Genomic DNA, 26,754 nt, shown 5'->3' on the forward strand with positions numbered 1-26,754 from the left:
ATGCGCAAGCTCATGGTTCTATCGCTGCTGCTGCTTACCTTGAGCGCCTGCGCGCTGTTCCCCAACCGCGACCCGGTCAACATTACGGTGGTCGGCATCGAGCCGCTGCAAAGCCAGGACCTGGAAGTACGCTTCGCCGTGAAGCTGCGGGTGCAAAACCCCAATGAAACGGCGATCGACTACAGCGGCGTAGCCCTGGACCTGGACGTGAATGGTCGGCCGCTGGCGTCGGGGGTGAGTGATCAAGCCGGTACCATTGCACGCTTTTCCGAGACCGTGCTGATGGTGCCGGTCAGCGTTTCGGCGTTTTCGGTGTTGCGTCAAACGCTGGGGCTGAGCCAGACCCAGAGCTTGAACAACTTGCCGTACGTACTGCGTGGCAAACTGGCCGGTGGGCTATTCGGCACCATGCGCTTCGTGGAGCGCGGTACGTTGGACCTGCCGAACACGGCGACCTGGTAACTGCCATGCAACCGATATTGCTCACTGAACGACTGATCCTGCGCCCGCTCACCCTGGACGACGCGGACGGTATCCAGCAGCAATTCCCGCATTGGGAAGTGGTGCGCTACCTCAATGCCCTGGTGCCCTGGCCCTACCCGGCTGACGGCGCACGCACTTATCTGCAACAGAACGCCCTGCCCGCCATGGCCCGTGGCGAGGAGTGGCACTGGTCGATCCGCCTCAACAGCGCGCCCGAGCAACTGATCGGCAATATCAGCCTGATGGACGAACAGGACAACAACCGAGGTTTCTGGCTGGGCCCGCAGTGGCAAGGCCAGGGCTTGATGAGCGAAGCCAGTGCGGCGGTGACCGAATACTGGTTCGGCACGCTCAAACGCCCGCTGCTGCGCGTGCCTAAGGCTGCGCCTAACCTGGGGTCACGGCGGATTTCCGAGCGCACGGGGATGCGGTTGATCCGCACGGATAACGGGGAGTTTGTAGAAGGGACTTTCCCACGCGAGCTGTGGGAAATGACCCGCGAGGAATGGCTTGAATCACAATTGCACAAGCGCTGAAAATTAATGTGGGCGCTGGCTTGCCTGCGATGGCGCCGGGTCAGCAGCAGAGGTGTTGACTGACATACCGCTATCGCAGGCAAGCCAGCGCCCACATTGTTCCAGCGGGTTTTAGTCAGTGATGTAGCGCACACCCGGTTTGGCACGTTCATCCACCACCAGCTCAAAAACATCCGGCCGCGCGTAATGCCCCACTACGTCATAGTCATACCGCGCCCGCACCAGGTCATCGGTGTCGATCTGCGCGATCAATAACCCCGCCTCTCCCACCAGCGGCCCGGCCAGGATGTCGCCCATCGGCCCGACAATCACGCTGCCGCCGGCGATCAACGCGCGGTCTGATGGCCAGTTGGCAACCTTCACCCCCAGCGCCTCGGGAGAAGCCTGCACCTGACAGGCGCTCACCACAAAGCAGCGACCCTCATGGGCAATATGGCGCATGCTCACCTGCCACATCTCGCGCTCATCCACGGTCGGCGCGCACCACACCTCCACGCCCTTGGCGTACATCGCTGTGCGCAGTAACGGCATCATGTTTTCCCAGCACACTGCGCCGCCGATGCGGCCTACCGCTGCGTCGATCACCGGCAAGGTCGAGCCATCGCCCTTGCCCCAGATCAGCCGTTCGGTGCCGGTGGGCATCAACTTGCGGTGCTTGGCGACCAGGCCGCCCGACGGCTCGAAATACAGCACGGTGCAATACAGCGTGCTGCCACTGCGCTCAATCACACCGAGTACCAGGCTCGCGCCGGTACGTGCCGACAACCCGGCCAGGGCCTCGGTCTCGATGCCCGGCACGTCGATGGCATTGGCAAAATACCGCGCAAACGCTTCGCGGCCTTCCGGCAGGCGATAACCCAACTGCGTGCCGAAGCTTTCGCCCTTGGGATAGCCGCCGAGCAAGGCCTCCGGCATCACCACCAATTGCGCGCCACTGCGCAGTATTTCGTCCTCATAGGTCAGGATTTGTGCCAGGGTTTGCGCCTTGCCACCCGGCAGGGCGCCGATTTGCAATGCGGCCACGGTAGAAATAGGCATGACGAACACTCCGAACAAGGGGGGTTGCCCATTCTCCGGCCAGCCAGGATCATGAATAAAGCCCACTTCAGTGCTGAATGATATGAGCCAAATGAATATCGCGCAGGTTGACCTTAACCTGCTGAAAACCTTCGAAGCCCTGCACGACGAGTCCAGCGCCAGCCGCGCGGCATTGCGCCTGGGCGTCACCCAGTCGGCAATCAGTGCCGGTTTGCGGCGCTTACGCGAAATGTATGGCGACCAGCTGTTCGTGCGCACTGGCCGTGGCTTGGCGCCGACCCTGCGGGCCAATCAGTTGAAGCCGGTCATCAGCGAGGCACTGGACCGCTGTCGGCAGAGCCTGGCGATGACCCATCCGACTCATCCCGACTACCAGGGACGGTCGGTGGTGCTGGGTTTGTCCGATGACTTCGAAATCGCCCACGGCCGCCGGCTAATGGAGGAAATAGCGCAACGCGCGCCGAAACTGCGGGTGATTTTCCGCCAGACCCATAGCCAAATCGTCGCCGCCGCCCTGCTCGACCGCACCCTGGACCTGGCGATTACCGCCGGTGGCTTTGCCGAGCGCCGGCTGAGCCGGCACGTGCTGGGAGACGGTGATTACCGCTGCCTGATAGACCCGCAAAGCCTGACGCCAGGCCAGCACGGCATCAGCCTGGAAGAATTCGTCACGCGCGAGCATGTGCTGGTGTCGTCGGGAGGGTTTATCGGGATTACCGACGAAGGTTTGGCGGCGCAAGGGCTGAGCCGCCAGGTGTGCGCATCCACCAGCCATTTTGCCGCGCTGCCGTACTTGCTCAAGGGCAGCCAGGCGCTGGCGACGATTCCCGGGCATGCCGCCGAGGCCATTGCGCAGATGACCGGCTTGCGCGTGTTGCCCTGCCCGCTGGCGTTACCGCGCTACCCGGTGGAACTGGGCTGGCGCACCCAGGCCCAGCTTGATCCGGTGTTGCTTAAAGTACGTGAGGCGATTGTGGCGTGCTTTACTTAGCCGCAGCCATCAGCTTGTTGACTTCGCTGCGTACCATGTTGGAAAACTCCGGCGGCGACATGCCGTCCAGTTCCGCACGTACCCACTCAGCCCACTTGCCCTTGCGCTTGGCGCGCTCGCCGAACAAGCGTGCCGCTTCACCTTTGGCCTTGCCCAGGTTGGTTTGCCACAGGTCGTAGAGGCGGGACTTTTCATCTTCCAGCTCGGCGCGTTCGGCGAGGGTTTTGTTGGCCAGATTGAAGCTCATGTTGAATTACCTGCTGCACAAATAGGTGACATCTTACACTGTAGGTCGAAACTTCCAGATTCGGATTTTGCTCGAGCACACGCTATGGGCAAAAAAACTGCAACTTTTGCCGCAACCCGATACTCCATTGTTCACTGTCACATTTACCTGCAAGGAGTCACACAATGGCCCGCAAAACTGCCGCCCAAGCTGTCGAAGACCAAATCAAGGATCAAGCTTTCAGTGAACTGACGGCGCTGATCGAAGAATCGGACAAACTGCTTAAAAGCAGCGCGTCCCTGATAGGCGAAGAAGGCGAAACCTTGCGCGAGCAGGTTGCCATCAAGCTCAAGCAAGCGCTGGACTCGGTGTCCAACGTGCGCGAGCGCAGCAAGCCTGTCGTCGATGCCACCGAAACCTACATCGGTGGTCATCCATGGCAGACCGTGGCGATTTCCGCAGGCTTTGGCCTGGTGGTCGGCCTGCTGCTCGGTCGCCGCAACTGAGCAACGGGGGCTGCTGCCTGAGGCAGCGGCCCCTTTTAACCCTCGGCCAATTCCTGCAATTGCCGAAGGTCCTTCGCCTCAATCACAATACCTGCCTCCTGCGACTTCGCCCGTGTGCGATGACGCCGATCCCCCGGCAACCGCCGCAACCCCGCCGCATGCATCTGCCGCACCAACTCCTGGCTGCGCTCGGCAAAGTGTTGCCCGGCGGTTTTGCTTGGGTCGATCAGAATCAGTAGCTGTCCGGTCCACGGCGTGCGCGCGCCCGGGTGATCCGACCAATTGAATTCAAATGAGAAGTTGCCCCCGGTGAGCGCCGCTGCCAACAACTCGACCATCATCGACAGCGCCGAGCCTTTGTGGCCGCCAAACGGCAACAACGCCCCGCCCTCAAGAATCGCCTTGGGGTCCTGGGTCGGCTGGCCCAGGCTGTCGACGCCCATACCGGGCTCAAGGCGCTCGCCCTTGCGTGCGGCAATCTGCACGTCACCGTGGGCGATGGCGCTGGTGGCCAGGTCAAACACAATGGGCGCGCCGTCTGCCCGGGGTGCGGCAAACGCAATGGGATTGGTGCCGAACAGGGGCCGATCGGCGCCATGCGGCACTACGCAGGTCATGCTGTTGACCACGCTCAGCGCCACCAGCCCTTCTTCGGCGAAGGGTTCGACATCCGGCCACAACGCGGCGAAATGATGGGAGTTGTGAATAGCCAGCAACGCAATGCCGGCGCTGCGGGCCTTGGCTACCAGCTGTGAACGGGCCGCCGCCAACGCCGGTTGGGCGAAGCCGTTGCAGGCGTCTACCCGCACGCAACCGGACGCGACGTCCGTGACCACCGGCACGGCTTTGCCGTCAACCCAGCCGCTGGCCAGCGTGCTGAGATACCCCGGAATCCGGAAGATGCCATGACTGTGGGCACCATCGCGTTCGGCGCTGGCGCAGTTGTGCGCCAGGATGGCAGCCACCTGCGGGGATGTGCCATGCCTGATAAAAATCTGTTGTAGCAATGCCACCAGCTCAGAGAAGCCGATTGAGGTTGATGCCGTGGCAACTGTCGGAGACTGCGCAGACATTTGAAGCTCCGTTTTTATGATTGGAAGGGGCAACGAATGAACATTCAGGCCGTTGATTAAACACCACGCACGCGGCCTGCTGTCAACTTGCACCGGGGCTGATTATTTACCCCTGCTCGCCGCCTGCGCCTATTTACGCTGCCAACTCCTATGCACATTGGAGGCAGACCATGATCCGCGCGACCCCTGCGTATTTTTTCGACGAGTTCCTGCTGCCCGTCAGCAGAAAAACACCCAGCGAGCGCGAGCGTGCGCTGGGGCTGACAGTCAAAGACCTGGATTGGCTGCATACGCTGTACTACGCCACCGATGCCGCCCGGCAGGATGCGCAACTGCGCGACCATCCCATGCGCGTCGAAAAGCTGATGATCCACGTTAGCGGCCAGCCTGCGATTCCAATGGCTGGGGCTTTGGTGATGAGCCCCAGCCCGGACGGTGGCAAGGCCCTGCTTTACACACCTTATGCGGGCATTCAGGTCTCAGACGATCATGCCTCGCTACTCGCCGCGGTCAGCGCGCAGTTGGCGGATGCGCAGCAGCGCGTGGACTTGATCAGGTTCCTGTCGATCGCCCAGCGCAACGCATTGCCCGTTGGCACGCCCATCACGTTGACCACCCTGATCGTCGAAGGCGCTGTCATGGAAGACCAGGAGCAAACCCTGCAGGTTTGCCAACAGGCGAACGTGCAAGCCATGCTTGGGCAACTGCAAAACATTCCCACGTTGCCCAGCATGCTCGACACACTGCTCGGCATCATGGCGCGGTCTTATTTCCCGGGCCTGGATCAACGTGATACGCGGGTGAACTGTTTTATACAAAACCTCGGGGACGCCAATCGACGCAGGGTGGATTCCCTGCCATTAAGCGAAGCACTCCTGCAGTTTTATGTAGGACATGCCTGGCCAAAAGAGCAAAGCCGCGAGTTCTTGAACCCGAAACATGTCACAACCGCCTTCAACCAGCGCCAGTTGGAACAAGATCGCCAACAGTGGGAGACCTTGATCGAACAGACCTCCAGCATGCTGTCAAAGCTGCTGGACAGCCTGCTGCAGACCTTCTGGAACGAAGACACAGACAACGGCGCCTCACGCCTGGATTTTTTCGCACAGGTCATGGCGGATAAGTTTCGCGTCGATACCCTGCTCAAGCGCCAAAACAACCTCATCAGCGCCGACGAAAGTCACATGCTCCAGGCAATGTTCCTGAGTGATCAGGCCGCTCGCAGCGCCTACGCCACTCGCCTGAGTGTTGAAAAAGTACGTGTGTACGCGCCTTACCAGCACTACGTGGAGCTGGCCAGCACCCTGATGATCCACGAGAACAACGCTTACCTTTACACGCAGTCTCGTGGATTACAGGTGGTCAAAGACCTGGATGACCTGAAAGAGACGTTATTGAGCATGCTCAAGGCCGCAGGGCACGAAGACGAGCTACTCAATTTCCTGTCACTGGATGAGCGCAACGTTTTTATCGGCCTGGACCAGATAAACATCGCGACCCGGCCGGTGATGGGCAGCATTTTTCCCGGAATGATCGAAGACATCGCGCAAAAGCAAATCAGCAATATGAACCACGCACTGGAACTCTACCGGCGCAGCGATGGCCAGGTAGACGTGAGCGCCCTGCTCGATTACGCGCTGGATGTACGCACCATGCTGGATGATCGCCTCGCGCCGCTGGACACCGGTGGGCGTTGGACCGTCCACCCCGCCACCAGCGGTAATGGCCGCCCCTCTACGGTAAAGGCCGAGCGCGCCAAGCTGCACCTTCAGCGCCTGAAGGCCGCCGAGAATACATTGGCCATCGAGCGCAAAAGTCATCCGACATTACGCAGCATGGTCGCCCACGCCCTGGACGCGCAACTGCAGTCACAGCGTCTGGATCTCAAGGCAGATGAAGTCTTTATCAACACCTACGACACGCAGGCCAAAGAACGTGAAGTGCGCCCGCCAGTCGCCTCCCTGAGCATGGTTGAACACTTTATCGAGCGTCTGAGCATTAAAACCGGGCCCGTTCCCAACGTCGCAGGGATCGGTCTTTACGAGAAGCTAGACCCGCGTGTCGCCTTGCGGTTGCCCAGCATCACCGTAAGCACGTTCAACAAGGTGATTGATGAAGGCTTGAAGGTGTTTGCCAGCCACGAGATGCGCGAACTCCCACGCCTGTTTCTCAGCAGCCTCAGCAACAAACACGCCCACTCGCTGCTGCTAGGGTTACGCAGCGAGGCCGAACTGAGGCTATTGGGTAAAACCCTGCCCTCTCGCAGCCAGAAAATACTCGACACCGTACTCAGGGCCGACAGCCTTGTGCGCTTGACGCGACATGGCCTCAACGGTTTTTTGCCGGATGCCTACGCCTTGACGCTGGATGTCGGCTCGCCGGTTAAATCCGTGCCGCTTGCCAATACGTTTTTACTGACTGAACGCGGCGGTATCGATCCGGATTTCTCCGGCCAGGTGGTGCTCTGGACGCCACGGCGCGGGCATGAGGCCTTTGCCTCGATTCAAGCCTTTCGCGAGGCGACAACAGAGCGTCTTGAGCACCCGATCAGGCGCTTGAGCCTGCTGGAAAACCTGCCCATTTCCCAGCGAGTGCCCCATCAGGTTTATCGATTGGGTCCCCTGCAACGCGTTGACGATAACGTGCTGGATAATCGCCTGAAAACCTACAGCGACTATGTCATGGACGGGGTTGACCACCTGCTCACCCTGAAATTGCCCGCCCGCGCGTTCCAGGACGGCCTGGACAGGGTCCTGGAGGAGGCGCCGCCCACCAACCTTGCACGGGCAATCGCGGTGGCCGACGGTATGATCAACCAGCAGGCCCTGCCGGTCTGGCTGGGAATGGCGCCGACACGAGACCAAATCCATCAGGCGGAGCTTCTCGAGCAGTACCACAACAGCGCCCCCGAAGAAGAAGACTACTTGCACGGGATCACGCCCTTGCGTGCGTACACCCTCACAGAACTGCAGAAACTGCTCACGGCACGCTTTCCCGGCCAGCCCCTCAACCCCGACAACATTTTGATCCCCCTTCACCAGGCCCTCGACATCCATACCTACAGCCTGACCGACTTTGCCCTGCGGCACTGGCCTGACCTGGATGCCCAAAGCATTCGCCCACGCTCACGCACCGCCGCCCCGTTGCCGGACACGTTGGACGCAACTGCGGTGATTCAGATGGTCCGGCAGCTGGATCTGAAAACCGCCTACCAGACGCTGCTGCAAAGCCGGTTGAACAGTCAAACCGAGGAAGGCCGCAAACGCCGACGTTTGTTTTGCCGGCAATTACCTTGGCAATCGTTGCAATACGCCCACGAGCAAAAGCTGCAAGAGCGACTTTCCACGCAAGCCCTGAGCAGCGTTCAACAAATTTTCGACATGCCAGACGCCCTGGCGCGTGCGTCGCTCCCAGGTGCATCGGCCATGATTCGGCCGCTGGAGTTGATGGCGACCGAAGGCGCTACCCCCGTCAAGGTACTGGGCATGTACCTGATAGGTGATGAAACGGCAGGCGCGGCCCCCCTGGTACTTTATGCGCCCTACAGCGAAAACCATGTGTTCAAGGAATATGCGAACGAGCGAGCGTTGCTGGATGAACTGGAGAGGCCGGGGGAACTTCAGGACGGGGTCATCATGTATCTGGCGCACCCACATCAGGCCACTTACCGCAACTTGCTGCAAAACAACCATCATCGCCCCTCCGACCTTCGCCTCGCCTCGACCGCGATAAGCTCGAACGCCCTTCACTCCCTTTTCGCTGACAACACGCAGATCCTGCTCAAGATGCTTGCCTGCCAGTTCGAGAAAGGCGCCAAGGGGCTATGGGACAGAGTGACCGGCCTGTTGGGCAAAGAAATCCCCCCGGCTGTGCAATTCATGGCGGGCAAACTCGCGTACCCACTGGTGGTCTGGCGCAGCTATACGCTGTTCAAGCGTTCAGCCGAAGCCCTGCAATTGCACCAATGGAGGGCCGCATTAAAGGACTTTGTCAGAGGCGTGGCGCAAATGGCCTCTCTGCGCAGTGAGCTTGAGGGCACCGCACAACTGCCCCCCACGGGAAAGGAGGTGCCCGAGGCCGACCTGACAGACGAAACCCTGCCGACCGCCACCCGCCTGGCGACGCTGGACATCACCGCCCCCTCACGCACTCGGCTGCAGCCTTTCGAGGATCACGATATCGCCTTGAAGGACCTTGAAAAAAGCAGCGTCACCCATGTTTATAGCGACAAGAAGACGTTGAAAAACTATGTCCCGCTGGACGGCAAAGTGTATTCAGTCAAGAAAACCACCCAACGCTGGCGCCTGGCAAACACTGATCAGCGCGGCCCCTATGTTGGCCGCAATGCCAAGGGGCAGTGGGTGCTGGACCTCAGCCACCATAACCCACGCTTCGGCAAGGTCCTGTCGCGCATAAGAACACGCGGCGGCGAACGGGAGGCCATCAATATCCAGGCGACCGGCATCCGGGACATTGCGGCGCTGTCCAGCTGGAAAGCTCAAGTCATCAATGAGGCGTTGAACGTGGCGACTTACTACGCCGTCACGTGCAAGCGCAACATCACCCAGTTTTCCAGATCGCTCGACCCCAATAGCCGGGTAGGTCTCTTTTTGGGTGAAATGTTCGGTGTCATCAGCCTGACCCCTGATCAGTTGCAGAGGATCGAGAAGATAGTCGACGGGATGCTGGAGGAGTTGAGCGACCCGAGCTTGACCGGCCCCGATTCCAAGCGTTTTGTCAGCGGGACCAGCCGCTTGAACCCGACCGTGAGTTACGCCTTTGTGCTCGACGGGGACAAGGACCGTAAGCTGTATCTGCTCGATCGGTTCTTTGATCCGCATTTGGATGCTTACCAGAATCGCCTGAACTCACCCTTCGATATCTCGGCCCACGCCAGAGCCAGCGTACTGATACACGAGTTGACACACTTGAAGGCCAAGACTGCCGACATCGCCTACCTTGACAGTATGCGACCGTTCCCTGACCTGATGAATACGGCCAGACCCGGTGCTCGAGAGTTGAAGACCGACCTGGAGGATATACGCCGGACTGCACTGTCCACGTTGACGCCGGCAACCATGCTGTTCAAGACCTGGGATGATGTCACGGCTTCATGGGAAGACTATGGGGATGAAACGGATACCCGTCACGTCAAACGCATAGTCCTTAACGCCACGGGTGCGAAGAACCTCGACGACGCCCGGCAGGTGTTCATGACCAACCCCGACAAACGCATTGACACCATCCTGGCCAACGCCGACTCAGTCACCTATCTGATGACTCATCTGGGCCGTCTTCTGGATCCGGGGGCCTGAGCAGCCCCCGCAGGTCACGTCAGTCTTTCTGGTCACGCAGAATGTTGCCCGACATGCCGTCGATGCGTGCTTCATAGACGGTGCCATCGGATTTGCGCCCTTTGACTTCCCAGTAGCCCTTGTCATCGGCTTCGGCGCTATAGACCTCGACATACGCGGCCTTGGTCTTGGCGGTCTCAATGGCTTTTTCGATGGTAATCCAGCCGGCACCTGGCTTATCGGCAAGGGCTGCGCCGGCACTCAGCAGCGCGGTGGTTGCACACAGGGCGACTACGGTTTTCTTGAGCATTTTCGATCTCCATTGGGGGGATGACGGACTCGTGTCCTGTATTTTCTGATATTTACAAACGAGAATAAGTTCCAATTGATATGCAATCGCCATGACGGCGGTTCTCGCCGTCTGCCTCCAGAGGTTAGAATGGGCGAAATCAGGATGAGCCCATGAGCGACAAGCCCCTTTCAGAAGCCGAATATGACGCCATCACCGACGCCGCCGCGCATTGGTGCATGCGACTGCATGCCAGTGATTGCACGGCGGGCGAGCGTCAGGCTTTTGCGCAATGGCACGATGCGCATCCACTGCACGCCTTCGAATACGCGGCCATGCTGGAAATCTGGGAGGTCGCCGATCACCTGCCGCGTCACGAACCGGCGCCGGTTGTGCTGCCGCTCACGCCGCGCCGCCGCTTGCGCACTTACGCGGTGGCCGCCGCTGTCTGCCTTGGCGCCTTGCCGCTTGCCGCCTTCACCGGCTGGGAAGCGGGTTGGTTGCCCAGCGCCTATGAACATTTCGAAGCCACCAATGACCAACGCAAGGTTACGCTCGGCGATGGCAGCCAGGTCGAGTTGAACCTGGGCACCGAGTTGGTGTTCAGCAACTACAAGGACCAACGCCGGGTCACCTTGAAAAAGGGCGAGGCATTTTTCAACGTTGCCCATGACAGCAAGCACCCGTTTATCGTGCGGGCTGGCGAGGGACAGGTGCGGGTCACAGGCACCCAGTTCAACGTCTGGAAGTATGAGGACCAGGTGCGGGTGATGTTGCTTGAAGGCTCGGTGCAGATTTCCAGCGACCAGGCCCACGCCAGCGTCGCACTGAGCCCAGGCATGCAAGCCAGCTATCACCACGGTGACGCCGCCCCGCAGGTCGCCACCATCAACCCCAATGACGCAGGCCTGGCATGGCGCCAGGGCAAGCTGGTGCTCGACAACCTGGCGTTGACCGACGCGTTGCCGCTGATCAACCGCTACCTGAACAAACCGGTGATGCTGGCAGACGCCAGTACCGGAGCCATTCGCATCGGCGGCATCTACAACATCAATGAAGTCAACAACCTCGTCCCCTCCCTGCCCAAGGTTTTGCCGGTTTATCTGACGCAGAACCAGGATGGCAACCCCGTACTCAATGCCATCCCGCGTAAAGCACCCAAGGGCTAAGCCTTGTGCCTGCACCTGCGGGCCTGCTCGCGGCGACAGTGTCCATTTTTGAAACACCTCCCTCCCCTGAATCGCCCGCCCCGAGCGGATTCATCGTTTTGTCATGCCGACTGTTACACCGCTGAGACAGCCTTGACGTGGGGCTGCGCATAGAGGGCCGCGCGGGCACTGTCTCAACGGTGAAACACCACAGCCATCACAGGGTCTCGGTTTAATTACAACTCGCTGAATATCAACAACAAATAAAAAGCGGCACGCGTTCTGCTCTTTCCCTTCCAGCGCTGTTTAGGGTCAGCGCGAAGAATAAGGAACACTGCCGTGGACACACATAATCCGAGCTCACTGAGCCTCCTGCTGATCAGCTGTGTACTGAGTGCCAGCGCAAGCCTTCCGGCTTTGGCGGACGGTGACGGTGTGATTGTGATCCAGCGGCAGGTTCAACCTTATGCAATCGGTCGCTCACGCGGTAAAGACCCCTACCCCAACACCGTGAATGCCAACCCATCAGCCCAAGTCCTGCACGCTGCCAGCAATGAACTCAGCGACAACGACATCGCGGGTATCAGCACTGGCTCAAGCCTGACGCGCAGCATCATGCCCAATGGCGACATTACTGGCCTGAACACATTCGGTAGCAGTACAGGCCTGGGTGCCGGCAGCGCGGCCGGCCACACCAATGGCGGCGGCATCTCCGGCACGGTCAATGGTGCGATATCCAGCGGTCTCGCCCCCTTGAACAACATCAGTGGCATGGTCGGGGGGGCAATGAAATGAACGGCTCCTGGATGCTCCTTGCGGCGCTCAGTTGCACAGCGGCGATGGCCGACAGCAACAACAACGCAACCATCACGAACTCCGGCAAGCAATACGACGGTGTGGTCTCGACCAACCAGGCAGCCGGCGACCAGCAACAGTTGAGCAACAACCTCGCCATTGCAGTGGGCCACAACGCCCTGGCAAACATTTCCGTCACACAAAAAATCAGCGGCGCTGCGGCCGACCGCTCCCTGAACGCCAACGCTGCGATCCAGGGCAACTCTTTCAGCAATGGCAACGGTGCACTGAGTGTCAACCAGTCCGCCGGGGCCCAGAACCAGATGATCAATGCCGTGCGCATCAGCGTGAATGCTGGCCCGCAGAGCATCGACGACAGCGTCATGTCGCAACAGACCGTTGCGCTTGCAACCGACTCAGGGTTGACCCCTACCACTGGCAGCCGCCAGGTCGTTACCAGCGACCAGGCCTTCACCGGCAGCCGTGGAGTGGTTCAGGTCAACCAGAGCGCCGGGGTGGGGAACCGAGTGGCTAACACCCTGAACTTACGACTCAACTGATGGAGCTGAGTCGATCGCTGGACCGCACCAACACTTAACCAACTAATTAGAAGCAAGGAGATACACCATGAAAACTACAATGGCTCTCAAACCACTGGCTTTCGCTCTCGCTGCGCTCATGGCTGTTGCTGCTCAAGCGGGTCAACCCAACCATCATCCACAGCCAGCGCCTACCACCGCTTCCGCGACCACGCTGGATGGTCAAACCAACCACGGCAACGTGGTCACCAATGAAAAAACCAAAAACAACGCGTCAGCCAATGATTCCTACAACAACATCAGTGGCGTGGCCAACGGCAACGTGCTGAGCGGCGACAACAACCAAGGCAAAAACGATGTGGCCATCGTTTCCGGCGATGCAGACTTCGTGTTCGCCAGTGCCGGCGCCGCACAGTCGAACACCGGCAACAAGGTGCTCAACAGCGCCACTAAAAACAATGCCTCTCTGAACGACAGCGGCAACCATGCTTCGGGCATCATTCAACTGAACTCCGAAGCAGGCACCTCCAACCAAGGCAGCAGCAGTGTTGCACTGGCCTCCGGCAATGGCAGCAGCGGCGCCGCAACCGTCACCGGCGTGCAGGACGTGTCGGGCAACCTGACCCTCAACCTGAGCAGCGGCCACGGCTGGAGCACCAAACCCGTGGTCAACAATGCCAGCGTGAACAACTCGATGAACTTCAGTTCTGGGATATCGAACTCCAACGTTCTGTCGGGCAGCGGCAACCAAGGTCAGAACAACGTAGCAGTCACTCGCTTCTGATCCAGATCGGGCCCTGGCAACAGGGCCCTTTTTATTCCAGCGTCCAACAGGTCATACGATCATGCGCCTCGGAGCCCTCCTTCTGCTGCTAGCACTCACCGGCCCGACCTGGGCAGCGCAAATGGCAGTGGTCATGCCCAATGGCGCGGTGGTCTACAAGAAAGTCGAGAGCATCCGTGAACGCAAGTTCGCCAACCTGGTGGAACAGAAAACCGATTTCAGCTGTGGCGCCGCCGCACTGGCGACCATCCTGCGCCAAGCCTATTGGATGGATGTGGATGAAGACCACGTCATCAAGGGCATGCTGGTCAACGCCGACCAGAATCTGGTGCGCACCCAGGGTTTCTCCATGCTCGACATGAAGCGCTACCTGGAAAGCATCCATATGCGCGCCAAGGGCTACCGGATTACACCTGAGGTACTCATCACCGTAAAAGTACCGGTCGTGGTGTTGTTGGACATTCGCGGCTACAAGCACTTCGTGGTGTTGCAGCGAGCCGACAAAGACTGGGCCTATATCGGCGACCCCGTGCTGGGCAACAAGCGCTACGCCAAGGACGATTTCGTCAAGGGTTGGAATGGCATCGTATTCGCCGTCATCGGCGAGGGTTATGACAAGACCAACGCCCTGCTGACCCCGCCCACCCCGCTGACCGCCAGGAGCCAACTGAACGGGTTCAGCCCGGTACGCGACAGTGAACTGATGGACTTCGGTTTTATCCAGAGCGACTTCTTTTAGAGGCGCAATAAGGAGCAGGACGCTCCAGGAGCAAACGATGAACACTCTCCGTTGGCTGACGGTCATGTGCCTGGCAGCCACTGCACCTGCTTATGCTTCCTCGGCGTTCAAGCCGATCGAACTCAAGGACTCGGAAATGGCCGAGCTGCGCGGACGCTATGTGATGCCGGGACGGATTATCAGTTTTGGTATCGTCATGAGCAGCACCTGGACCAACGCCGCCGGTGCAACCGTTACTGGCAGCGCCAATATGCAAGTCAACGCGTCCACCGTCACCCCTCAGTTTTATGTGCAAGTCACCGGCAATGATGGCAACGGCATCGTCAAGCAACCTCAAGGCACCGGCACGGTAATCGGAGGCTCCGGCCTCGGAACGGGACAGGGCGTGACGCAAAGCGTACGCGCAGCAGGCGACGGCAACACCGCCAGCAACGGCGTGGACATCAACGTCACCCAAAACGGTTTGGCCCCCGCCAACTACGTACAGTCAGGCCAAGCGCTGATGGCAGGCCAGCCCATCAGCGGTGGCACCGCTGCAGGGCAAGTAACGGTAACGGCGAATAACGGCGGGCTGCAAATGGCACTTCAGGCCAATAACAACCAGGGCAATGTGGTGCAGCAAATTGGCGGTGGCAACGTCCTGCAAGGCACGGTTATTCAGGGCAACAGCAACTTTGTAAACAATATGACCCAACTCAACGTGGTGCTGGGCAACAACGGTTTAAACAACATCAACCAGAACCTTAACCTCGATCAACTCAAAGGCCTCCGCCCTTCCGGTTATTGAACTACGCTGAGCCACGGCACTTACGCATTAGAAAGGGACGGCTTATTTCATGCATCGATCGATATCGTTACGTACCGTGATTTGTTTGAGTACGCTATTGCCGGCATCCATGCTGTATGCCGCGCCGGACGCCGACATCGAAACCTTGAAGCAGCAACTTTTAGAGCTCAAGCAACGCTATGAAGTGCAGCAAAAAGCACTGGCCGTGCTGGAGCAACGTGTACGACAAGTAGAAGACCAACCTGCAACGCCCGCCCCTAAACGCTTGGCAAAATCTCCGGCCGACTTTCAGAAAGGCGGCACTACCGTCGCAGGTCATACGCCTGGAGTGGGCGCAGCTGCGGCGTCGGGTGGCGCGGGCGGCGGCAGTTCCTACGGGCAAAGCCTCAAGGACGATTCGGCCCCGGCACAAAGTGTCAGCAACCTCTATAACGAGGCCAGCGGCTTTTTCGGCAACGGCAAATTCAGCTTTGAAACCGGCGTCACCTATGCCCGCTACGACGCCCGGCAGTTATCCCTCAACGGCTTTTTGGCGCTGGACTCGATCTTCCTCGGGAATATCAACCTGGACCGAATCAAATCCGACAGTTGGACGCTGGACCTGACCGGGCGCTACAACCTGGACAACCGCTGGCAGTTCGACCTGAACGTGCCGGTGGTTTACCGCGAATCGACGTATCAGTCGGGAGGTGTCAACGGCGACGCCAACGCAATGTCGGAAGCCTCCGTCACTCGAAACCCAACCATCGGTGACGTCAACTTTGGTGTCGCCTACAAATTCCTTGATGAGACTGCCAACCTGCCGGACGCCGTGGTATCGGTGCGCGTCAAGGCCCCCACTGGCGAGGAGCCCTATGGCATCAAGCTGATAGAGCAAGCCAATAACAATAACCTTGCCGTGCCGGAAAGCCTGCCGACGGGTAACGGTGTGTGGTCGGTGACGCCAGGCATTTCCCTGGTGAAAACCTTCGATCCGGCGGTGCTGTTCGGTTCGCTGTCGTATACCCATAACTTCGAGGAGTCGTTCGGCGATATCAGCCCCAACGTCAATCAGAAAGTCCCCGGTAAAATCAGCCTGGGCGACAGCTTTCAACTGGGCGTAGGGGTAGCCTTCGCGCTTAACGAGAAAATGAGCATGTCGTTTTCCGTGTCGGACCTGGTGCAGCGCAAAAGCAAGATCAAGCAGACCGGTCAGGACTGGCAATCGGTGGTTTCCAGCGACGCCAACGCTGGTTATTTCAACGTGGGCATGACCATTGCCGCTTCGGAAAACCTCACCATCGTACCGAACCTGTCAATCGGCATGACGGATGATGCACCGGACTTCACGTTCAGCTTGAAATTCCCGTACTACTTTTAAAGCACGCAAGGAAAAGCCCCGCAACGATAAGGGTCGTTGCGGGGCTTTTCGGTTTACCCGCCCTAGCGGATCTGGTGTTTGTGCAGCAACCGGTAGAACGTCGGCCGGGACACGCCCAGCATGCGGGCCGCGACGCTCAGGTTGTCGCTGTGCCGGTTGAGCACATCACACAACGCCTGACGTTCGGCGCGGTGCTTATAATCTTCCAGTGTAGCCATCGGCGGCACGATTGCTTGTTCGTCCTGGAGTCCCAGATCAACGGCTTCGATCTGGCGCCCTTCGGCCAGCACCAGGCCACGGCGCACACGGTTGGCCAGCTCGCGCACATTGCCCGGCCAAGGGTGTTGCCCCATCGCGACGAGGGCCTCCTCGCTGAAACTGCGGGCTCGACGCCCGGTTTCCTGACTGTAGAAGCGCGAGAAGTGATTGGCCAGCATGGCCACGTCGCCATGCCGCTCACGCAGGGGCGCAGTCACCACCTGCAGAACGTTGAGCCGGTAATACAAGTCTTCTCGAAACGTGCCCTTCTCGACCGCCGCTTCCAGATCAACGTGAGTGGCTGCCAACACCCGCACATCCACCGCAATGGGCTGGCTGCCGCCAACGCGCTCGATCTGTTTCTCCTGGAGAAAGCGCAGCAGATTGGCTTGCAACTCCATCGGCAAATCACCGATTTCATCGAGAAACAGCGTGCCGCCGTGGGCCGCCTCAATGCGCCCGACCTTACGCTGGTGAGCACCGGTGAACGCACCCTTTTCATGGCCGAACAGTTCGGACTGGATAAGGTGCTCGGGAATCGCGCCGCAGTTGATTGCGACAAACGGCTTGGCATGGCGCTGGGATTGACGATGCAGGGTCTTGGCCACCAACTCTTTGCCGGTGCCGCTGTCCCCCCGAATCAACACGGGAGACTCCGTTGGCGCAAGTTTGGCCAGTAATTTGCGCAACTCGCGGATGGGTCGGCTGTCACCCAGCAACTCGTGTTCCTGCGCCTCAATCAGCGCGTGGCCTTTGCCCCGCAGGCGCGCCATGCCGAACGCGCGCCCGAGGGTGACCTGCACGCGTGCAACATCAAACGGCAAGGTGTGGAAGTCGAAAAACCACTCACAGACGAAATCACCGACATTTTGCAGGCGCAAAACATCCTGGCTGAGTACCGCAATCCACTCGGTGCCGCTGCGGCTGATCAGCTCCTTGACCGCTTCGGGGCGCTCGAGGTGAAAGGGCTGTAATCGCAACAGCCCCACATCGCACGACCGGTCGCCGACGGCGCCCAATGCACAGTTGTCCACCTCCCACCCGGCAGTGCGCAGGCCGGGCAATAGCCCGTGACAGTCATCGCAGGGGTCAACCACCAGCAGGCGTCGCTGAACAGGTGTAACAACCATGACTATTCCTTGGCGCCAATATTGTTAAAGTTATTTAGAAACAAAGGTTTGTGAGGCCTGTCGCTAACACTAGCAAGGTATTGACGCTGTTCTTGTACCGTTTCGCTATAAGTGTTGGCAGAAAGCCACTGCGCGGCTGTTGCGGGTAAAAAGTTGCAGCGCTGGAAAGCATTCATTGGGCTGTTAAAACAGTCGCTTACATGACGTCAATCACGAAAGGTTGAAAATTCTTGTTCTAAGATGTGACCCGTACCCCGCCATCGTGCATCAGTACAAGTAACTCGCCGCCTGGCTCGCCCAACCGACGGCATTCACTTGATTGGGCATTTAGAGAGAAGACCCACATGAACGCCCCGCTCCGCATCAACGAAGCTCTTTTGATCGCAGACCGTGCTTTCCAGCCCTTTCAGTGCGTGGCCTGGCACGATGGCAATGGCGCTCTCAGCCTGAGCGTCATCGACCGTACCAATACCCGTATCGGCAGCAAACAACTGACGTCGAGCACGTATAGCGACCCGGCGCAATTGGAAGATTTGTTGTTGCAGGCCCGAGCCGAACTCGACAAAAACGGCCATCAGTTAAAGTCGTGGGCAATGCCGAAGTAAATCGATACTGCAACGTGCGCTCATTGCATGACTGCAACACAATGAGCGCACGTTCAGTAGAAGTGCAGTGGACGCTTACTGTGCTGCAAGAATAAATCGTTCGATCGCTTCCGCTGCACCATTGTCTACATTGCTGCCGGTCACCACGTTGGCCTGTCGCTTGACGGTCTCTTCCGCCTGCCCCATGGCAATCGACAAGCCGGCAACCTGAAACATTGCCGGGTCATTGCCGCCGTCGCCGATAGCCGCCGTCTGCTCCATGGGCACGCCAAGGTGCGCAGCCAGGGTCTTCAAGGCTTCGCCCTTGTTGGCGAGCATCGCCGTTACGTCAAGGTACACCGGCTGCGAGCGTGACACCTGAGCCAGCCCTTGCACCTTGGGCTGCAACTGCGCTTCCAGTGTTACCAGCAACTGTGTGTTGTTGCTGGCGGCGACAATCTTGTCGACGCGGTCCAGGTACGGCTCAAAACTATCCACGACCACCGGCCCGTAGCCCAGGCCATCGGCTTCACGCTGCTCCATTGGCCCGGAAGGGTCACGGCGCAGCCAGTCACCGTCGGCGAATACCCACACCTCTACGTCCGGCTCCGCTGAAAACAGCGCCAGGGTCACCAGCGCCGCTTCCGTCGGCAAATGATGCGCAACCAGGATGCTGCCATCCGGGTTGATCAGCGTGCCGCCATTAAAGCCAGCGACCGGAACATCAATGCCAAAGGTCTCGATCAGGTGCAGCATGGCCTTGGGCGGCCGCCCACTGGCCAGGCTGAAAAACACCCCGGCGTCGCGCAAGGCGCGAATCGCATTGGCCGTGCGCTGGCTCAGGCTGTGGTCCGGATGCAGCAACGTGCCGTCCACATCACTGAGGATAAAACGGATGGGATGAATCGTTGCATCACTCATCCGAGGCTATGCCAGGTGCGGCCATCGCGGGCCAGTAAGGCATCGGCAGCCTCCGGGCCATCTTCACCGGCCTTGTAGGTCTGGATACCATCGTCTTCCTTCCAGGCATCCAGGAACGGCTGCACCGCACGCCAGCCATTTTCGATGTTGTCGGCGCGCTGGAACAAGGTCTGGTCACCGGTCATACAGTCATAGATGAGGGTTTCATACCCGGTCGACGGCTGCATTTCGAAGAAGTCCTTGTAGTCGAAACCCAACTCGATATTAGCCATTTCCAGGGTCGGCCCAGGCTTTTTCGCCAACAGGTCGAACCACATGCCTTCGTTAGGCTGGATCTGGATTTTCAGGTAGGTGGGCTTGAGCTCATCCACTTCGGTATCGCGGAACTGCGCATACGGTGCGTGCTTGAAACAGATCACGATTTCCGTGTCGCGAATGCTCATGCGCTTGCCGGTTCGCAGGTAAAACGGCACGCCGACCCAGCGCCAGTTGTCGATCATGACTTTGAGCGCAACGAACGTCTCGGTACTGCTGTCGGGCGCGACATTGGCCTCTTCGCGGTAACCGGGGAGCGGCTTGCCACCCATTTCACCGGCGGTGTACTGGCCGCGTACCGAGTTGGCTCGGGCATCTTCCAGGGACCAGGGGCGAATGGCGCCGACGACCTTGGCCTTTTCACCACGCACTGCATCGGCGCCGAACGCCGCTGGCGGCTCCATGGCCACCATCGCCAGCAACTGGAACAGGTGGTTGGGTACCATGTCGCGCAGGGTGCCGGTTTTTTCGAAGAAATTACCCCGGGTTTCCACACCGACGGTTTCCGCCGCAGTGATTTGCACGTGGTCGATGTAATGGTTGTTCCAGAACGCTTCGAACAGCACGTTGGAGAAACGGCTGATCAAAATGTTCTGAACCGTTTCCTTGCCCAGGTAATGGTCGATGCGATAGATCTGCTTCTCGCTCATCACCTTGAGCAGGCTGGCGTTCAGCGCTTCGGCGGTCGCCAGGTCGGAGCCGAAAGGCTTTTCGATCACCACGCGACGGAAGGCGTCATCGGTTTCCTGGAGCAGACCGGCGCTGCCCAGGCGCTGCACCACTTCACTGAAGAAGCGCGGTGCAGTGGCCAGGTAAAACACCGCGTTGCCAGTGCCGCTGTCGGCGATCTTCTTGCCGATGTCGGCATAGGTGCTGTCGTCGAGGAAATCGCCCTCGACGTAGCTGATGCCTTTGGCCAACTGGGCCCACAGCTCGGGGTCAAGGGCATTTTCACCCTTGCCCTTGACCTTGCTCGCGGCCTCGGTGCGAATGAAATCCTCGAGCTTCTTGGCAAAGTCGGCGTCGCTGATCGCGTTGTGGTCAACGCCGACAATGCGCAGGCCGTCACCGAGCAGCCCGTCGCGACTCAGGTTGTACAGCGCCGGCATGAGCAGGCGCTTGACCAGGTCGCCATGGGCGCCAAACAGGAACAGTGTGGTTGGAGGTGCAGGTTCGGCCTTGAGTTTCTTGCCGTTAGCCGTCATTTTTTGGAAGTCTCCACATGGCCGCCAAAGCCGAAGCGCATGGCAGACAGCATTTTGTCACCGTAGGTGCTCTGCTGGCGGGAACGGAAGCGTGCGAACAGCGAGGTAGACAGCACCGGTACCGGCACCGCTTGCTCCATGGCCGCTTCGATGGTCCAGCGGCCTTCGCCACTGTCGGCCACGGAGCCGGAGTAACCGTCGAGTTTCGGGTCGGTGGCCAGCGCGTCAGCGGTCAGGTCCAGCAGCCAGGACGACACCACGCTGCCACGGCGCCACACTTCGGCGATATCGGCAACGTTGAGGTCGAAGCGCTCGTGCTCCGGCAGGTTGTCCGAGTTTTTAGTCTTGAGGATGTCAAAACCTTCGGCAAAAGCCTGCATCATCCCGTACTCAATGCCGTTGTGAATCATCTTCACAAAGTGCCCGGAACCGGCTGGGCCGGCATGAATGTAGCCATGCTCGGCGCGGCTGTCGGCAGAGGCTGAACGGTCCTTGGTGCGAGGGATGTTGCCCAGGCCCGGTGCCAGGCTGGCGAAGATCGGGTCGAGGCGCTGCACGGTTTCGGCGTCACCACCGATCATCATGCAATAGCCGCGCTCCAACCCCCAGACGCCACCGGAGGTGCCAACGTCGACGTAATGCAGACCTTTCACCGACAAGGCTCTAGCGCGACGGATGTCGTCTTTGTACATGGTATTGCCGCCGTCGATGATCACATCACCGTCTTCAAGCAGCTCGCTCAATTGATTAATAGTGTCTTCGGTGGGGTCGCCTGCCGGCAACATCACCCACACGGCGCGCGGCTTTTGCAGCCCGGCTACCAACGCCTTCAAGTCGGCAACGCCGGTGGCGCCCTCCTCGCTCAAGCCTTTGACGAATGCTTCGTTACGGTCGTATACAACGGTGGTATGCCCATTGAGCATCAGGCGCCGCGCAATGTTACCGCCCATGCGGCCTAGTCCGATAATCCCCAGTTGCATGTGCTGATGCTCCTAACTACTAAATAAATGTGTGACATAGTTTATAGCGCAATGAGGCTATTGAGGGTTAGTCCAGAGCGGATCCGTGTAGTTTCATGACAAAAAAATGCCATCGTTTCAGCATCACCGCCCCAAAAGTCACAGCGACCACCAAAAATAAAAAAGTTCCATTGGCTCAAAAAAGAATTCAGAATTGCTACGACTGTTGCCGAGAACCTCGACTCATGCGTTCCGGCACCGCGATCTACCGGCTATTTGCGAGGTAAGCAATGAGCACAGCACAGATGACCCGCCCGCCACAGACCCTTTACGTCAGCGTCCGTCGCGATGAATTGCGCCAATTGAAAGAAGAGCGCGATCAACTGCAGCAGGAAGTCCTGCGCCTGCGCTCGCACCTTCAAGCCCAGTTGGATCAGACTTCAGCCGCACGATCAGCCCTTTGCTGAACCGCCGCTGAACAGAATGTAAGATAACGTCCACAAAATTCTCACAAAGTTTTCACATACCCCTCTCGATACTCCCGCGGAGAAGGGCCACCCCATGCATGGGTGGCCTCTGTTGCGTGCGTCCTTGCGCGTCAACTGCAAAAATTATCGGGTTGGATTACTGGATGGCGATGTTCAAACGCAGCACCACGTCTGCGAAAGGCTTTGATTGGGCCGGTCTCGGCTGGCTGTTTCTGTTTTTCTGGTATTTCTCGGGTATTACCCAACTCCTGATCCAGCTGACCGGCACCTCCGGTTTCAGCGGTTTTCGTCAAGCCTTCTTCCTGAGTGCGTTCTGGCTCGCGCCAATGCTGCTGTTCCCGCGCCGTACGCGCCTGCTCGCGGCCCTGATCGGCATCGTGCTGTGGGCCTGCTCCATGGCCAGCCTGGGTTATTTCTTCATCTACCAGCAGGAATTCTCCCAAAGCGTCATCTTCATCATGTTCGAGTCGAACATCTCTGAAGCGGGTGAATACGCGACCCAATACTTCGCCTGGTGGATTGTGCTGGCGTTTCTCGCCCATACCGCCATGGCGGTTTTCCTGTGGACGCGCCTGCGCCCGGTTTACCTGCCGCGAGGCCAATCGATTCTGGCGGCCACCGCCATTGTGCTGGCGGTTGTCGGTTACCCGTTGGTGAAACAGATTGCGACCAACCCGACCATGGAACTGGCCATCGACGGCTTCGAATCCCGTGTCGAGCCCGCCGTGCCATGGCAGATGATCGTCGCCTACCGCCGCTACACCGAACAGCTCAATAGCATGCAAGGCATGCTGACCAGCGCCAGCAAGATCCCCCCCTTGAAGAACCTCAAGGACACCATGGCCGGCCAACCGTCAACGCTGGTGCTGGTGATCGGTGAATCCACCAACCGCCAGCGCATGAGCCTTTATGGCTACCCGCGCAACACCACACCGGAACTGGACAAGCTGCGCGACCAACTGGCGGTGTTCAACAACGTCATCACCCCACGCCCCTACACCATTGAAGCGCTTCAACAAGTGCTGACGTTCGCTGATGAAGAGAACCCGGACCTGTACCTCAAGACGCCGTCGATTGTCAGCGTGATGAAACAGGCCGGCTACAAGACCTACTGGATCACCAACCAGCAGACCATGACCAAGCGCAACACCATGCTCACGACCTTTTCCGAACAGGCCGACGAGCAGGTGTACCTCAATAACAACCGCAACCAGAACGCCCGCCAGTACGACGGCGACGTACTGGCGCCGTTCGCCAAGGCCATGGCCGACCCCGCCGAGCGCAAATTCATCGTGGTGCATTTGCTGGGCACTCACATGAGCTATCAGTACCGTTACCCGCCGACTTTTGAAAAATTCACCGATCGCCAGGGCGTACCGGCCGGCATCAGCGACGCCCAACTGCCGATCTACAACAGCTACGACAACGCGGTGCTGTACAACGACTTTGTGGTGTCGAGCCTGATCAAGGATTACGCCAAGACCGACCCCAACGGCTTCCTGCTGTACCTCTCGGACCATGGCGAAGACGTCTACGACTCGGCGGGCCATAGCACCCTGGGCCGTAACGAGGGCAAACCCACTGCGCCGATGTACACCATCCCGTTCATGGCCTACGCCTCACCGAAATGGCGCGAAACCCATGATTGGAGCTTCGCCGGCGACTTGCAGCGCGCCTCCAGCAGCTCACAGCTGATTCACACCTGGGCTGACTTGGCGGGGTTGAGTTTTGATGAGTGGGACCGCAGCAAAAGCCTGGTCAGCGACAGCTTCAAGGCGCGTCCGCTGATGATTGGCGATCCCTACATCGGCCAGAAAAAGGGCCTGATTGATTTCAGCCTGCTCAAGCCGAAAAAAGCGGATGCCGCCGAGGTGGTGGTTAAGTGATGACTGGCTCTGCAACCAAAAGATAACAATCATTCTCGTTTAAGCCTAAAGTTCCACGCCTCCTTTCGTCTTTGAGCCAAGGCCTTTTCTTAATGAGAAGGCCACAAAGACAAGGAGTCTGCCGCGATGTTTGTGCCTTTTACCCGCTCCATGACCTTCACCGCTGGCCTGTTCAGCGTCGTGCTGAGCCCGGAGCTGCTAGCCGAAACCGACCCCGAGCACACCGTGCTGGAGCTGGGTAGCACCCGCGTCACTGCCGAAGGCCTGGGTGCCACTACCGAGCACACCCAGGCCTATACCACCGGTTCGATGAGCACCGCCACCCGCCTGAACCTGCCCATCAAGGAAACCCCGCAATCCATTTCGGTGATCACCCGCCAGCAGATGGATGACTTCAACCTCAACACGCTGACCGATGCCCTGCGCCAGACCACAGGGGTAACGGTGCAGCACCTGGACTCGGATCGGGCGGGTTACTCGTCCCGCGGCTATTCGATCAACAACTTCCAGGTTGACGGGATGCTCAGCACCTTCGGACGTATGAAGTCGGATGCCGACACCATCATTTACGACCGCATCGAGGTCGTGCGCGGCGCCACTGGCCTGACCACCGGCGCAGGCGACCCTTCGGCCACGGTCAACATGATCCGCAAGCGCCCTACCGCAGACTGGCAGGCCAGGACCGGCGTCAGCGCTGCCAGCCATGACAATTACTACAGCTACGTCGATGTGGGCGGCCCCCTGGCGTTTGATGGACGACTGCGCGGGCGTACCGTACTGGCTTACCGTGACAGCCAGTCCTATCGCGACAACTACGCGCTGCAACGGGAGGTGGGCTACGGCATTCTCGAAGGCGACCTGACGGACGACACGGTGGTCGCCGTAGGTTTCGACTATCAGAACAAACATGTGCAAGGCACCTCCTGGGGCACCCTGCCCTATTGGAACAGCGACGGCAGCAAGGCCCGGCTGTCGCGCTCGGCGAACATGGCCGCCGACTGGAGCTCCTGGCCGCTGAAAGACAAGACCACCTTCGCCTCCATCGATCACAAACTGTCCCCCGACTGGCGCCTGAAAGCAGCGTACACCCATCGACAGAGCGACACTGATGGCAAGGTGTATTACGGCGGCGCCGGCTTCCCCAATCCGGATGGCAGCGGCATGAACGCCTGGACCAACCAGATGGTCGGCACGTCGAAAATGGACGTGGTGGATTTCAATCTCACCGGCGCCTACCCATTGTTCGGGCGCGAGCATGAGCTGATGGTGGGGTATGGCGAGTCCGAACAGCGGGACACTTCGCCGTTCCAGCGCTACACAACGCCCGAGGGCTACGAAGACATCAAACAGTGGCAACACATGGGCGGTATCGTAAAATTTCCCGACCGCACCACCGGCCTGAAGGGTCAACACGACAGCAAAAAACAGACGGCGGGTTACCTGGCCACGCGCCTGAGCCTCACCGACCGACTGCACGCTGTGCTGGGAAGCCGTTACGGCAGTTGGGAAAGCGAAACGATCTCCCCTGACTACAACAGCAATAATCAGTTGATCAACGCCAGCAAAACCAGCCAGACCCACAACGACATGTGGACGCCGTATGCCGGTTTGCTCTACGACATAACGCCCGAATACACCGTGTATGCCAGCTACACCGATATTTTCAACCCGCAGGACGAACGCGATGCCAGCAAGAAGTACCTGGAACCCGTGGTGGGCAGCAACTACGAGGTCGGCCTCAAGGGCAGCCTGCTCAACGAGCGCCTGAACCTGGCCAGCGCTTACTTCTGGAGTACCCAGGATAACGTCGCCGAGCTGGATAACAGTGCGCCGCCGGACCCGATCACACGCGAGCAATTCTACAAGTCAGGCGGTAAAGGCAATAAGGTGCAAGGCTTTGAGGTGGAGGTATCGGGCGAGGTCATGCCCGACTGGAACCTTACCGCAGGCTACACCTACACCCACTCGCGCAATGGCGAGAAGCAGCGCGCCAACCGCAACCAGCCACTCAATCTGTTGAAAGTCTCGACGGCCTATCGCCTGCCGGGACAATGGCGTGGGTTAACGGTGGGTGGCGCGGTGAACTGGCAAAGCGATGCCTACGACTTTGCCCAGCGCCCGACAGGTGCGCGAGGCGATAACGGTGACCTGATTACCGAAAGCACCAAAATCACACAACAGGCCTACACCGTGGTCAACCTGATGTCGCGCTACCAGTTCGACGAACATGTTTCGGCCTCGATCAACGTCAATAATCTATTTGATAAAAAATATTACGAACGCGTCGGCTTTTATAACGGCGTGTATTGGGGAGAACCGCGCTCCCTCACGCTGGCTGTGGACTGGAGGCTTTAAACCCCCGAACCCGAAGTTAACAAAAACGTTAACTTCGGGCTGCGCCACGTTAATTCCCACTTAAT

General features: G+C 59.1%; 24 protein-coding genes. 16 read left to right on the forward strand and 8 right to left on the reverse strand.

Annotation, left to right across the window (positions count from 1 at the left end; genetic code table 11):
• The gene (locus A7J50_RS16085) at positions 1 to 462 is read left to right on the forward strand and encodes an LEA type 2 family protein (protein ID WP_064452707.1); all 462 of its coding nucleotides are present in this window, start codon (positions 1 to 3) and stop codon (positions 460 to 462) included.
• 5 nt (positions 463 to 467) lie between these two features.
• Complete coding sequence (locus A7J50_RS16090; protein ID WP_064452708.1) at positions 468 to 1,019, forward strand: GNAT family N-acetyltransferase; 552 nt, start codon at positions 468 to 470, stop codon at positions 1,017 to 1,019.
• 111 nt (positions 1,020 to 1,130) lie between these two features.
• Here the strand turns inward: A7J50_RS16090 and A7J50_RS16095 are convergent, their stop codons facing one another.
• Entirely contained in the window at positions 1,131 to 2,057 is a 927-nt protein-coding gene (locus A7J50_RS16095) for a carbon-nitrogen hydrolase family protein (RefSeq protein WP_064452709.1), read from the reverse strand.
• A 91-nt stretch (positions 2,058 to 2,148) separates the two neighbouring features.
• On the opposite strand from A7J50_RS16095, the gene A7J50_RS16100 reads away from it, so the two are divergent.
• Positions 2,149 to 3,048 carry a LysR family transcriptional regulator gene (locus A7J50_RS16100; RefSeq protein WP_064452710.1) on the forward strand — a complete coding sequence of 300 codons (900 nt, stop codon included), beginning with the start codon at positions 2,149 to 2,151 and terminating at the stop codon, positions 3,046 to 3,048.
• Here the strand turns inward: A7J50_RS16100 and A7J50_RS16105 are convergent.
• The gene (locus tag A7J50_RS16105) at positions 3,041 to 3,295 is read right to left on the reverse strand and encodes a hypothetical protein (RefSeq protein WP_003190904.1); all 255 of its coding nucleotides are present in this window, start codon (positions 3,293 to 3,295) and stop codon (positions 3,041 to 3,043) included. The genes A7J50_RS16100 and A7J50_RS16105 overlap by 8 nt on opposite strands.
• Positions 3,296 to 3,459: 164 nt before the next feature.
• Here A7J50_RS16105 and A7J50_RS16110 point away from each other — a divergent pair, with 164 nt between their 5' ends.
• Positions 3,460 to 3,780, forward strand: a complete 321-nt coding sequence (locus A7J50_RS16110; protein WP_064452711.1) for a DUF883 family protein — start codon at positions 3,460 to 3,462, stop codon at positions 3,778 to 3,780.
• A 35-nt stretch (positions 3,781 to 3,815) separates the two neighbouring features.
• Here the strand turns inward: A7J50_RS16110 and A7J50_RS16115 are convergent, their stop codons facing one another.
• Positions 3,816 to 4,853, reverse strand: coding sequence for an Ldh family oxidoreductase (locus A7J50_RS16115; RefSeq protein ID WP_064452712.1), 1,038 nt, complete (start codon positions 4,851 to 4,853; stop codon positions 3,816 to 3,818).
• Between the two features lie 170 nt (positions 4,854 to 5,023).
• Between A7J50_RS16115 and A7J50_RS16120 the strand changes: the two genes are divergently transcribed.
• The gene (locus A7J50_RS16120; protein ID WP_064452713.1) at positions 5,024 to 10,168 is read left to right on the forward strand and encodes a dermonecrotic toxin domain-containing protein; all 5,145 of its coding nucleotides are present in this window, start codon (positions 5,024 to 5,026) and stop codon (positions 10,166 to 10,168) included.
• A 19-nt stretch (positions 10,169 to 10,187) separates the two neighbouring features.
• On the opposite strand, the gene A7J50_RS16125 is transcribed toward A7J50_RS16120, so the two are convergent.
• Positions 10,188 to 10,457: a PepSY domain-containing protein gene (locus A7J50_RS16125; protein ID WP_064452714.1), complete on the reverse strand. Its 270-nt coding sequence runs from the start codon at positions 10,455 to 10,457 to the stop codon at positions 10,188 to 10,190.
• A 152-nt stretch (positions 10,458 to 10,609) separates the two neighbouring features.
• On the opposite strand from A7J50_RS16125, the gene A7J50_RS16130 reads away from it, so the two are divergent.
• The 7 genes from A7J50_RS16130 to A7J50_RS16160 all read left to right on the forward strand — a co-directional run bounded on the left by A7J50_RS16130 (position 10,610) and on the right by A7J50_RS16160 (position 16,588).
• Positions 10,610 to 11,605 (forward strand): FecR family protein, encoded by a 996-nt coding sequence (locus tag A7J50_RS16130; RefSeq protein WP_064452715.1) that lies wholly within the window; start codon positions 10,610 to 10,612, stop codon positions 11,603 to 11,605.
• Positions 11,606 to 11,923: 318 nt separating this feature from the next.
• Entirely contained in the window at positions 11,924 to 12,379 is a 456-nt protein-coding gene (locus A7J50_RS16135; protein WP_064452716.1) for a hypothetical protein, read from the forward strand.
• Complete coding sequence (locus tag A7J50_RS16140) at positions 12,376 to 12,939, forward strand: hypothetical protein (RefSeq protein ID WP_064452717.1); 564 nt, start codon at positions 12,376 to 12,378, stop codon at positions 12,937 to 12,939. The genes A7J50_RS16135 and A7J50_RS16140 overlap by 4 nt, the downstream gene beginning before the upstream one ends.
• Before the next feature lie 67 nt (positions 12,940 to 13,006).
• Entirely contained in the window at positions 13,007 to 13,702 is a 696-nt protein-coding gene (locus A7J50_RS16145; RefSeq protein WP_064452718.1) for a hypothetical protein, read from the forward strand.
• Positions 13,703 to 13,763: 61 nt separating this feature from the next.
• The gene (locus A7J50_RS16150) at positions 13,764 to 14,441 is read left to right on the forward strand and encodes a C39 family peptidase (protein ID WP_064452719.1); all 678 of its coding nucleotides are present in this window, start codon (positions 13,764 to 13,766) and stop codon (positions 14,439 to 14,441) included.
• Positions 14,442 to 14,478: 37 nt separating this feature from the next.
• Positions 14,479 to 15,228, forward strand: a complete 750-nt coding sequence (locus A7J50_RS16155; RefSeq protein ID WP_064452720.1) for a hypothetical protein — start codon at positions 14,479 to 14,481, stop codon at positions 15,226 to 15,228.
• A 49-nt stretch (positions 15,229 to 15,277) separates the two neighbouring features.
• Complete coding sequence (locus A7J50_RS16160) at positions 15,278 to 16,588, forward strand: transporter (RefSeq protein ID WP_064452721.1); 1,311 nt, start codon at positions 15,278 to 15,280, stop codon at positions 16,586 to 16,588.
• Positions 16,589 to 16,650: 62 nt separating this feature from the next.
• Here A7J50_RS16160 and A7J50_RS16165 read toward each other — a convergent pair whose 3' ends face one another.
• The gene (locus A7J50_RS16165; protein ID WP_064452722.1) at positions 16,651 to 17,976 is read right to left on the reverse strand and encodes a sigma-54 dependent transcriptional regulator; all 1,326 of its coding nucleotides are present in this window, start codon (positions 17,974 to 17,976) and stop codon (positions 16,651 to 16,653) included.
• Between the two features lie 344 nt (positions 17,977 to 18,320).
• Here A7J50_RS16165 and A7J50_RS16170 point away from each other — a divergent pair, with 344 nt between their 5' ends.
• Positions 18,321 to 18,581 carry a hypothetical protein gene (locus A7J50_RS16170; protein ID WP_064452723.1) on the forward strand — a complete coding sequence of 87 codons (261 nt, stop codon included), beginning with the start codon at positions 18,321 to 18,323 and terminating at the stop codon, positions 18,579 to 18,581.
• A gap of 75 nt (positions 18,582 to 18,656) precedes the next feature.
• Here A7J50_RS16170 and A7J50_RS16175 read toward each other — a convergent pair whose 3' ends face one another.
• From A7J50_RS16175 to gnd, 3 genes are read right to left on the reverse strand one after another with little or no spacing between them, the layout of a single operon-like run.
• Positions 18,657 to 19,481, reverse strand: a complete 825-nt coding sequence (locus A7J50_RS16175; protein ID WP_064452724.1) for a Cof-type HAD-IIB family hydrolase — start codon at positions 19,479 to 19,481, stop codon at positions 18,657 to 18,659.
• Entirely contained in the window at positions 19,478 to 21,001 is a 1,524-nt protein-coding gene (gene zwf / locus A7J50_RS16180) for a glucose-6-phosphate dehydrogenase (protein WP_064452725.1), read from the reverse strand. The genes A7J50_RS16175 and zwf overlap by 4 nt, the downstream gene beginning before the upstream one ends.
• Positions 20,998 to 21,981: a phosphogluconate dehydrogenase (NAD(+)-dependent, decarboxylating) gene (gene gnd, locus A7J50_RS16185; protein WP_064452726.1), complete on the reverse strand. Its 984-nt coding sequence runs from the start codon at positions 21,979 to 21,981 to the stop codon at positions 20,998 to 21,000. The genes zwf and gnd overlap by 4 nt, the downstream gene beginning before the upstream one ends.
• 269 nt (positions 21,982 to 22,250) lie before the next feature.
• On the opposite strand from gnd, the gene A7J50_RS31400 reads away from it, so the two are divergent.
• The 3 genes from A7J50_RS31400 to A7J50_RS16195 all read left to right on the forward strand — a co-directional run bounded on the left by A7J50_RS31400 (position 22,251) and on the right by A7J50_RS16195 (position 26,689).
• Positions 22,251 to 22,427: a DUF6026 family protein gene (locus A7J50_RS31400; RefSeq protein ID WP_156526286.1), complete on the forward strand. Its 177-nt coding sequence runs from the start codon at positions 22,251 to 22,253 to the stop codon at positions 22,425 to 22,427.
• 164 nt (positions 22,428 to 22,591) lie between these two features.
• The gene (locus A7J50_RS16190; protein WP_064452727.1) at positions 22,592 to 24,334 is read left to right on the forward strand and encodes a phosphoethanolamine transferase CptA; all 1,743 of its coding nucleotides are present in this window, start codon (positions 22,592 to 22,594) and stop codon (positions 24,332 to 24,334) included.
• A gap of 126 nt (positions 24,335 to 24,460) precedes the next feature.
• A complete protein-coding gene (locus A7J50_RS16195) occupies positions 24,461 to 26,689 on the forward strand; it encodes a TonB-dependent siderophore receptor (RefSeq protein ID WP_064452728.1) in 2,229 nt (742 codons plus the stop codon).
• Positions 26,690 to 26,754: the final 65 nt, after the last annotated feature.

This window comes from Pseudomonas antarctica (genome assembly GCF_001647715.1).
GTDB lineage: Bacteria > Pseudomonadota > Gammaproteobacteria > Pseudomonadales > Pseudomonadaceae > Aquipseudomonas > Aquipseudomonas antarctica_A.

Excerpts from the sequence above, each read along its gene's own strand:
- A7J50_RS16085 (WP_064452707.1), top strand. The coding sequence starts at position 1 with ATGCGCAAGCTCATGGTTCTATCGCTGCTGCTGCTTACCTTGAGCGCC.
- A7J50_RS16090 (WP_064452708.1), top strand. The coding sequence starts at position 468 with ATGCAACCGATATTGCTCACTGAACGACTGATCCTGCGCCCGCTCACC.
- A7J50_RS16095 (WP_064452709.1), bottom strand. The coding sequence starts at position 2,057 with ATGCCTATTTCTACCGTGGCCGCATTGCAAATCGGCGCCCTGCCGGGT.
- A7J50_RS16100 (WP_064452710.1), top strand. The coding sequence starts at position 2,149 with ATGAATATCGCGCAGGTTGACCTTAACCTGCTGAAAACCTTCGAAGCC.
- A7J50_RS16105 (WP_003190904.1), bottom strand. The coding sequence starts at position 3,295 with ATGAGCTTCAATCTGGCCAACAAAACCCTCGCCGAACGCGCCGAGCTG.
- A7J50_RS16110 (WP_064452711.1), top strand. The coding sequence starts at position 3,460 with ATGGCCCGCAAAACTGCCGCCCAAGCTGTCGAAGACCAAATCAAGGAT.
- A7J50_RS16115 (WP_064452712.1), bottom strand. The coding sequence starts at position 4,853 with ATGTCTGCGCAGTCTCCGACAGTTGCCACGGCATCAACCTCAATCGGC.
- A7J50_RS16120 (WP_064452713.1), top strand. The coding sequence starts at position 5,024 with ATGATCCGCGCGACCCCTGCGTATTTTTTCGACGAGTTCCTGCTGCCC.
- A7J50_RS16125 (WP_064452714.1), bottom strand. The coding sequence starts at position 10,457 with ATGCTCAAGAAAACCGTAGTCGCCCTGTGTGCAACCACCGCGCTGCTG.
- A7J50_RS16130 (WP_064452715.1), top strand. The coding sequence starts at position 10,610 with ATGAGCGACAAGCCCCTTTCAGAAGCCGAATATGACGCCATCACCGAC.
- A7J50_RS16140 (WP_064452717.1), top strand. The coding sequence starts at position 12,376 with ATGAACGGCTCCTGGATGCTCCTTGCGGCGCTCAGTTGCACAGCGGCG.
- A7J50_RS16145 (WP_064452718.1), top strand. The coding sequence starts at position 13,007 with ATGAAAACTACAATGGCTCTCAAACCACTGGCTTTCGCTCTCGCTGCG.
- A7J50_RS16150 (WP_064452719.1), top strand. The coding sequence starts at position 13,764 with ATGCGCCTCGGAGCCCTCCTTCTGCTGCTAGCACTCACCGGCCCGACC.
- A7J50_RS16155 (WP_064452720.1), top strand. The coding sequence starts at position 14,479 with ATGAACACTCTCCGTTGGCTGACGGTCATGTGCCTGGCAGCCACTGCA.
- A7J50_RS16160 (WP_064452721.1), top strand. The coding sequence starts at position 15,278 with ATGCATCGATCGATATCGTTACGTACCGTGATTTGTTTGAGTACGCTA.
- A7J50_RS16165 (WP_064452722.1), bottom strand. The coding sequence starts at position 17,976 with ATGGTTGTTACACCTGTTCAGCGACGCCTGCTGGTGGTTGACCCCTGC.
- A7J50_RS16170 (WP_064452723.1), top strand. The coding sequence starts at position 18,321 with ATGAACGCCCCGCTCCGCATCAACGAAGCTCTTTTGATCGCAGACCGT.
- A7J50_RS16175 (WP_064452724.1), bottom strand. The coding sequence starts at position 19,481 with ATGAGTGATGCAACGATTCATCCCATCCGTTTTATCCTCAGTGATGTG.
- zwf (WP_064452725.1), bottom strand. The coding sequence starts at position 21,001 with ATGACGGCTAACGGCAAGAAACTCAAGGCCGAACCTGCACCTCCAACC.
- gnd (WP_064452726.1), bottom strand. The coding sequence starts at position 21,981 with ATGCAACTGGGGATTATCGGACTAGGCCGCATGGGCGGTAACATTGCG.
- A7J50_RS31400 (WP_156526286.1), top strand. The coding sequence starts at position 22,251 with ATGAGCACAGCACAGATGACCCGCCCGCCACAGACCCTTTACGTCAGC.
- A7J50_RS16190 (WP_064452727.1), top strand. The coding sequence starts at position 22,592 with ATGGCGATGTTCAAACGCAGCACCACGTCTGCGAAAGGCTTTGATTGG.
- A7J50_RS16195 (WP_064452728.1), top strand. The coding sequence starts at position 24,461 with ATGTTTGTGCCTTTTACCCGCTCCATGACCTTCACCGCTGGCCTGTTC.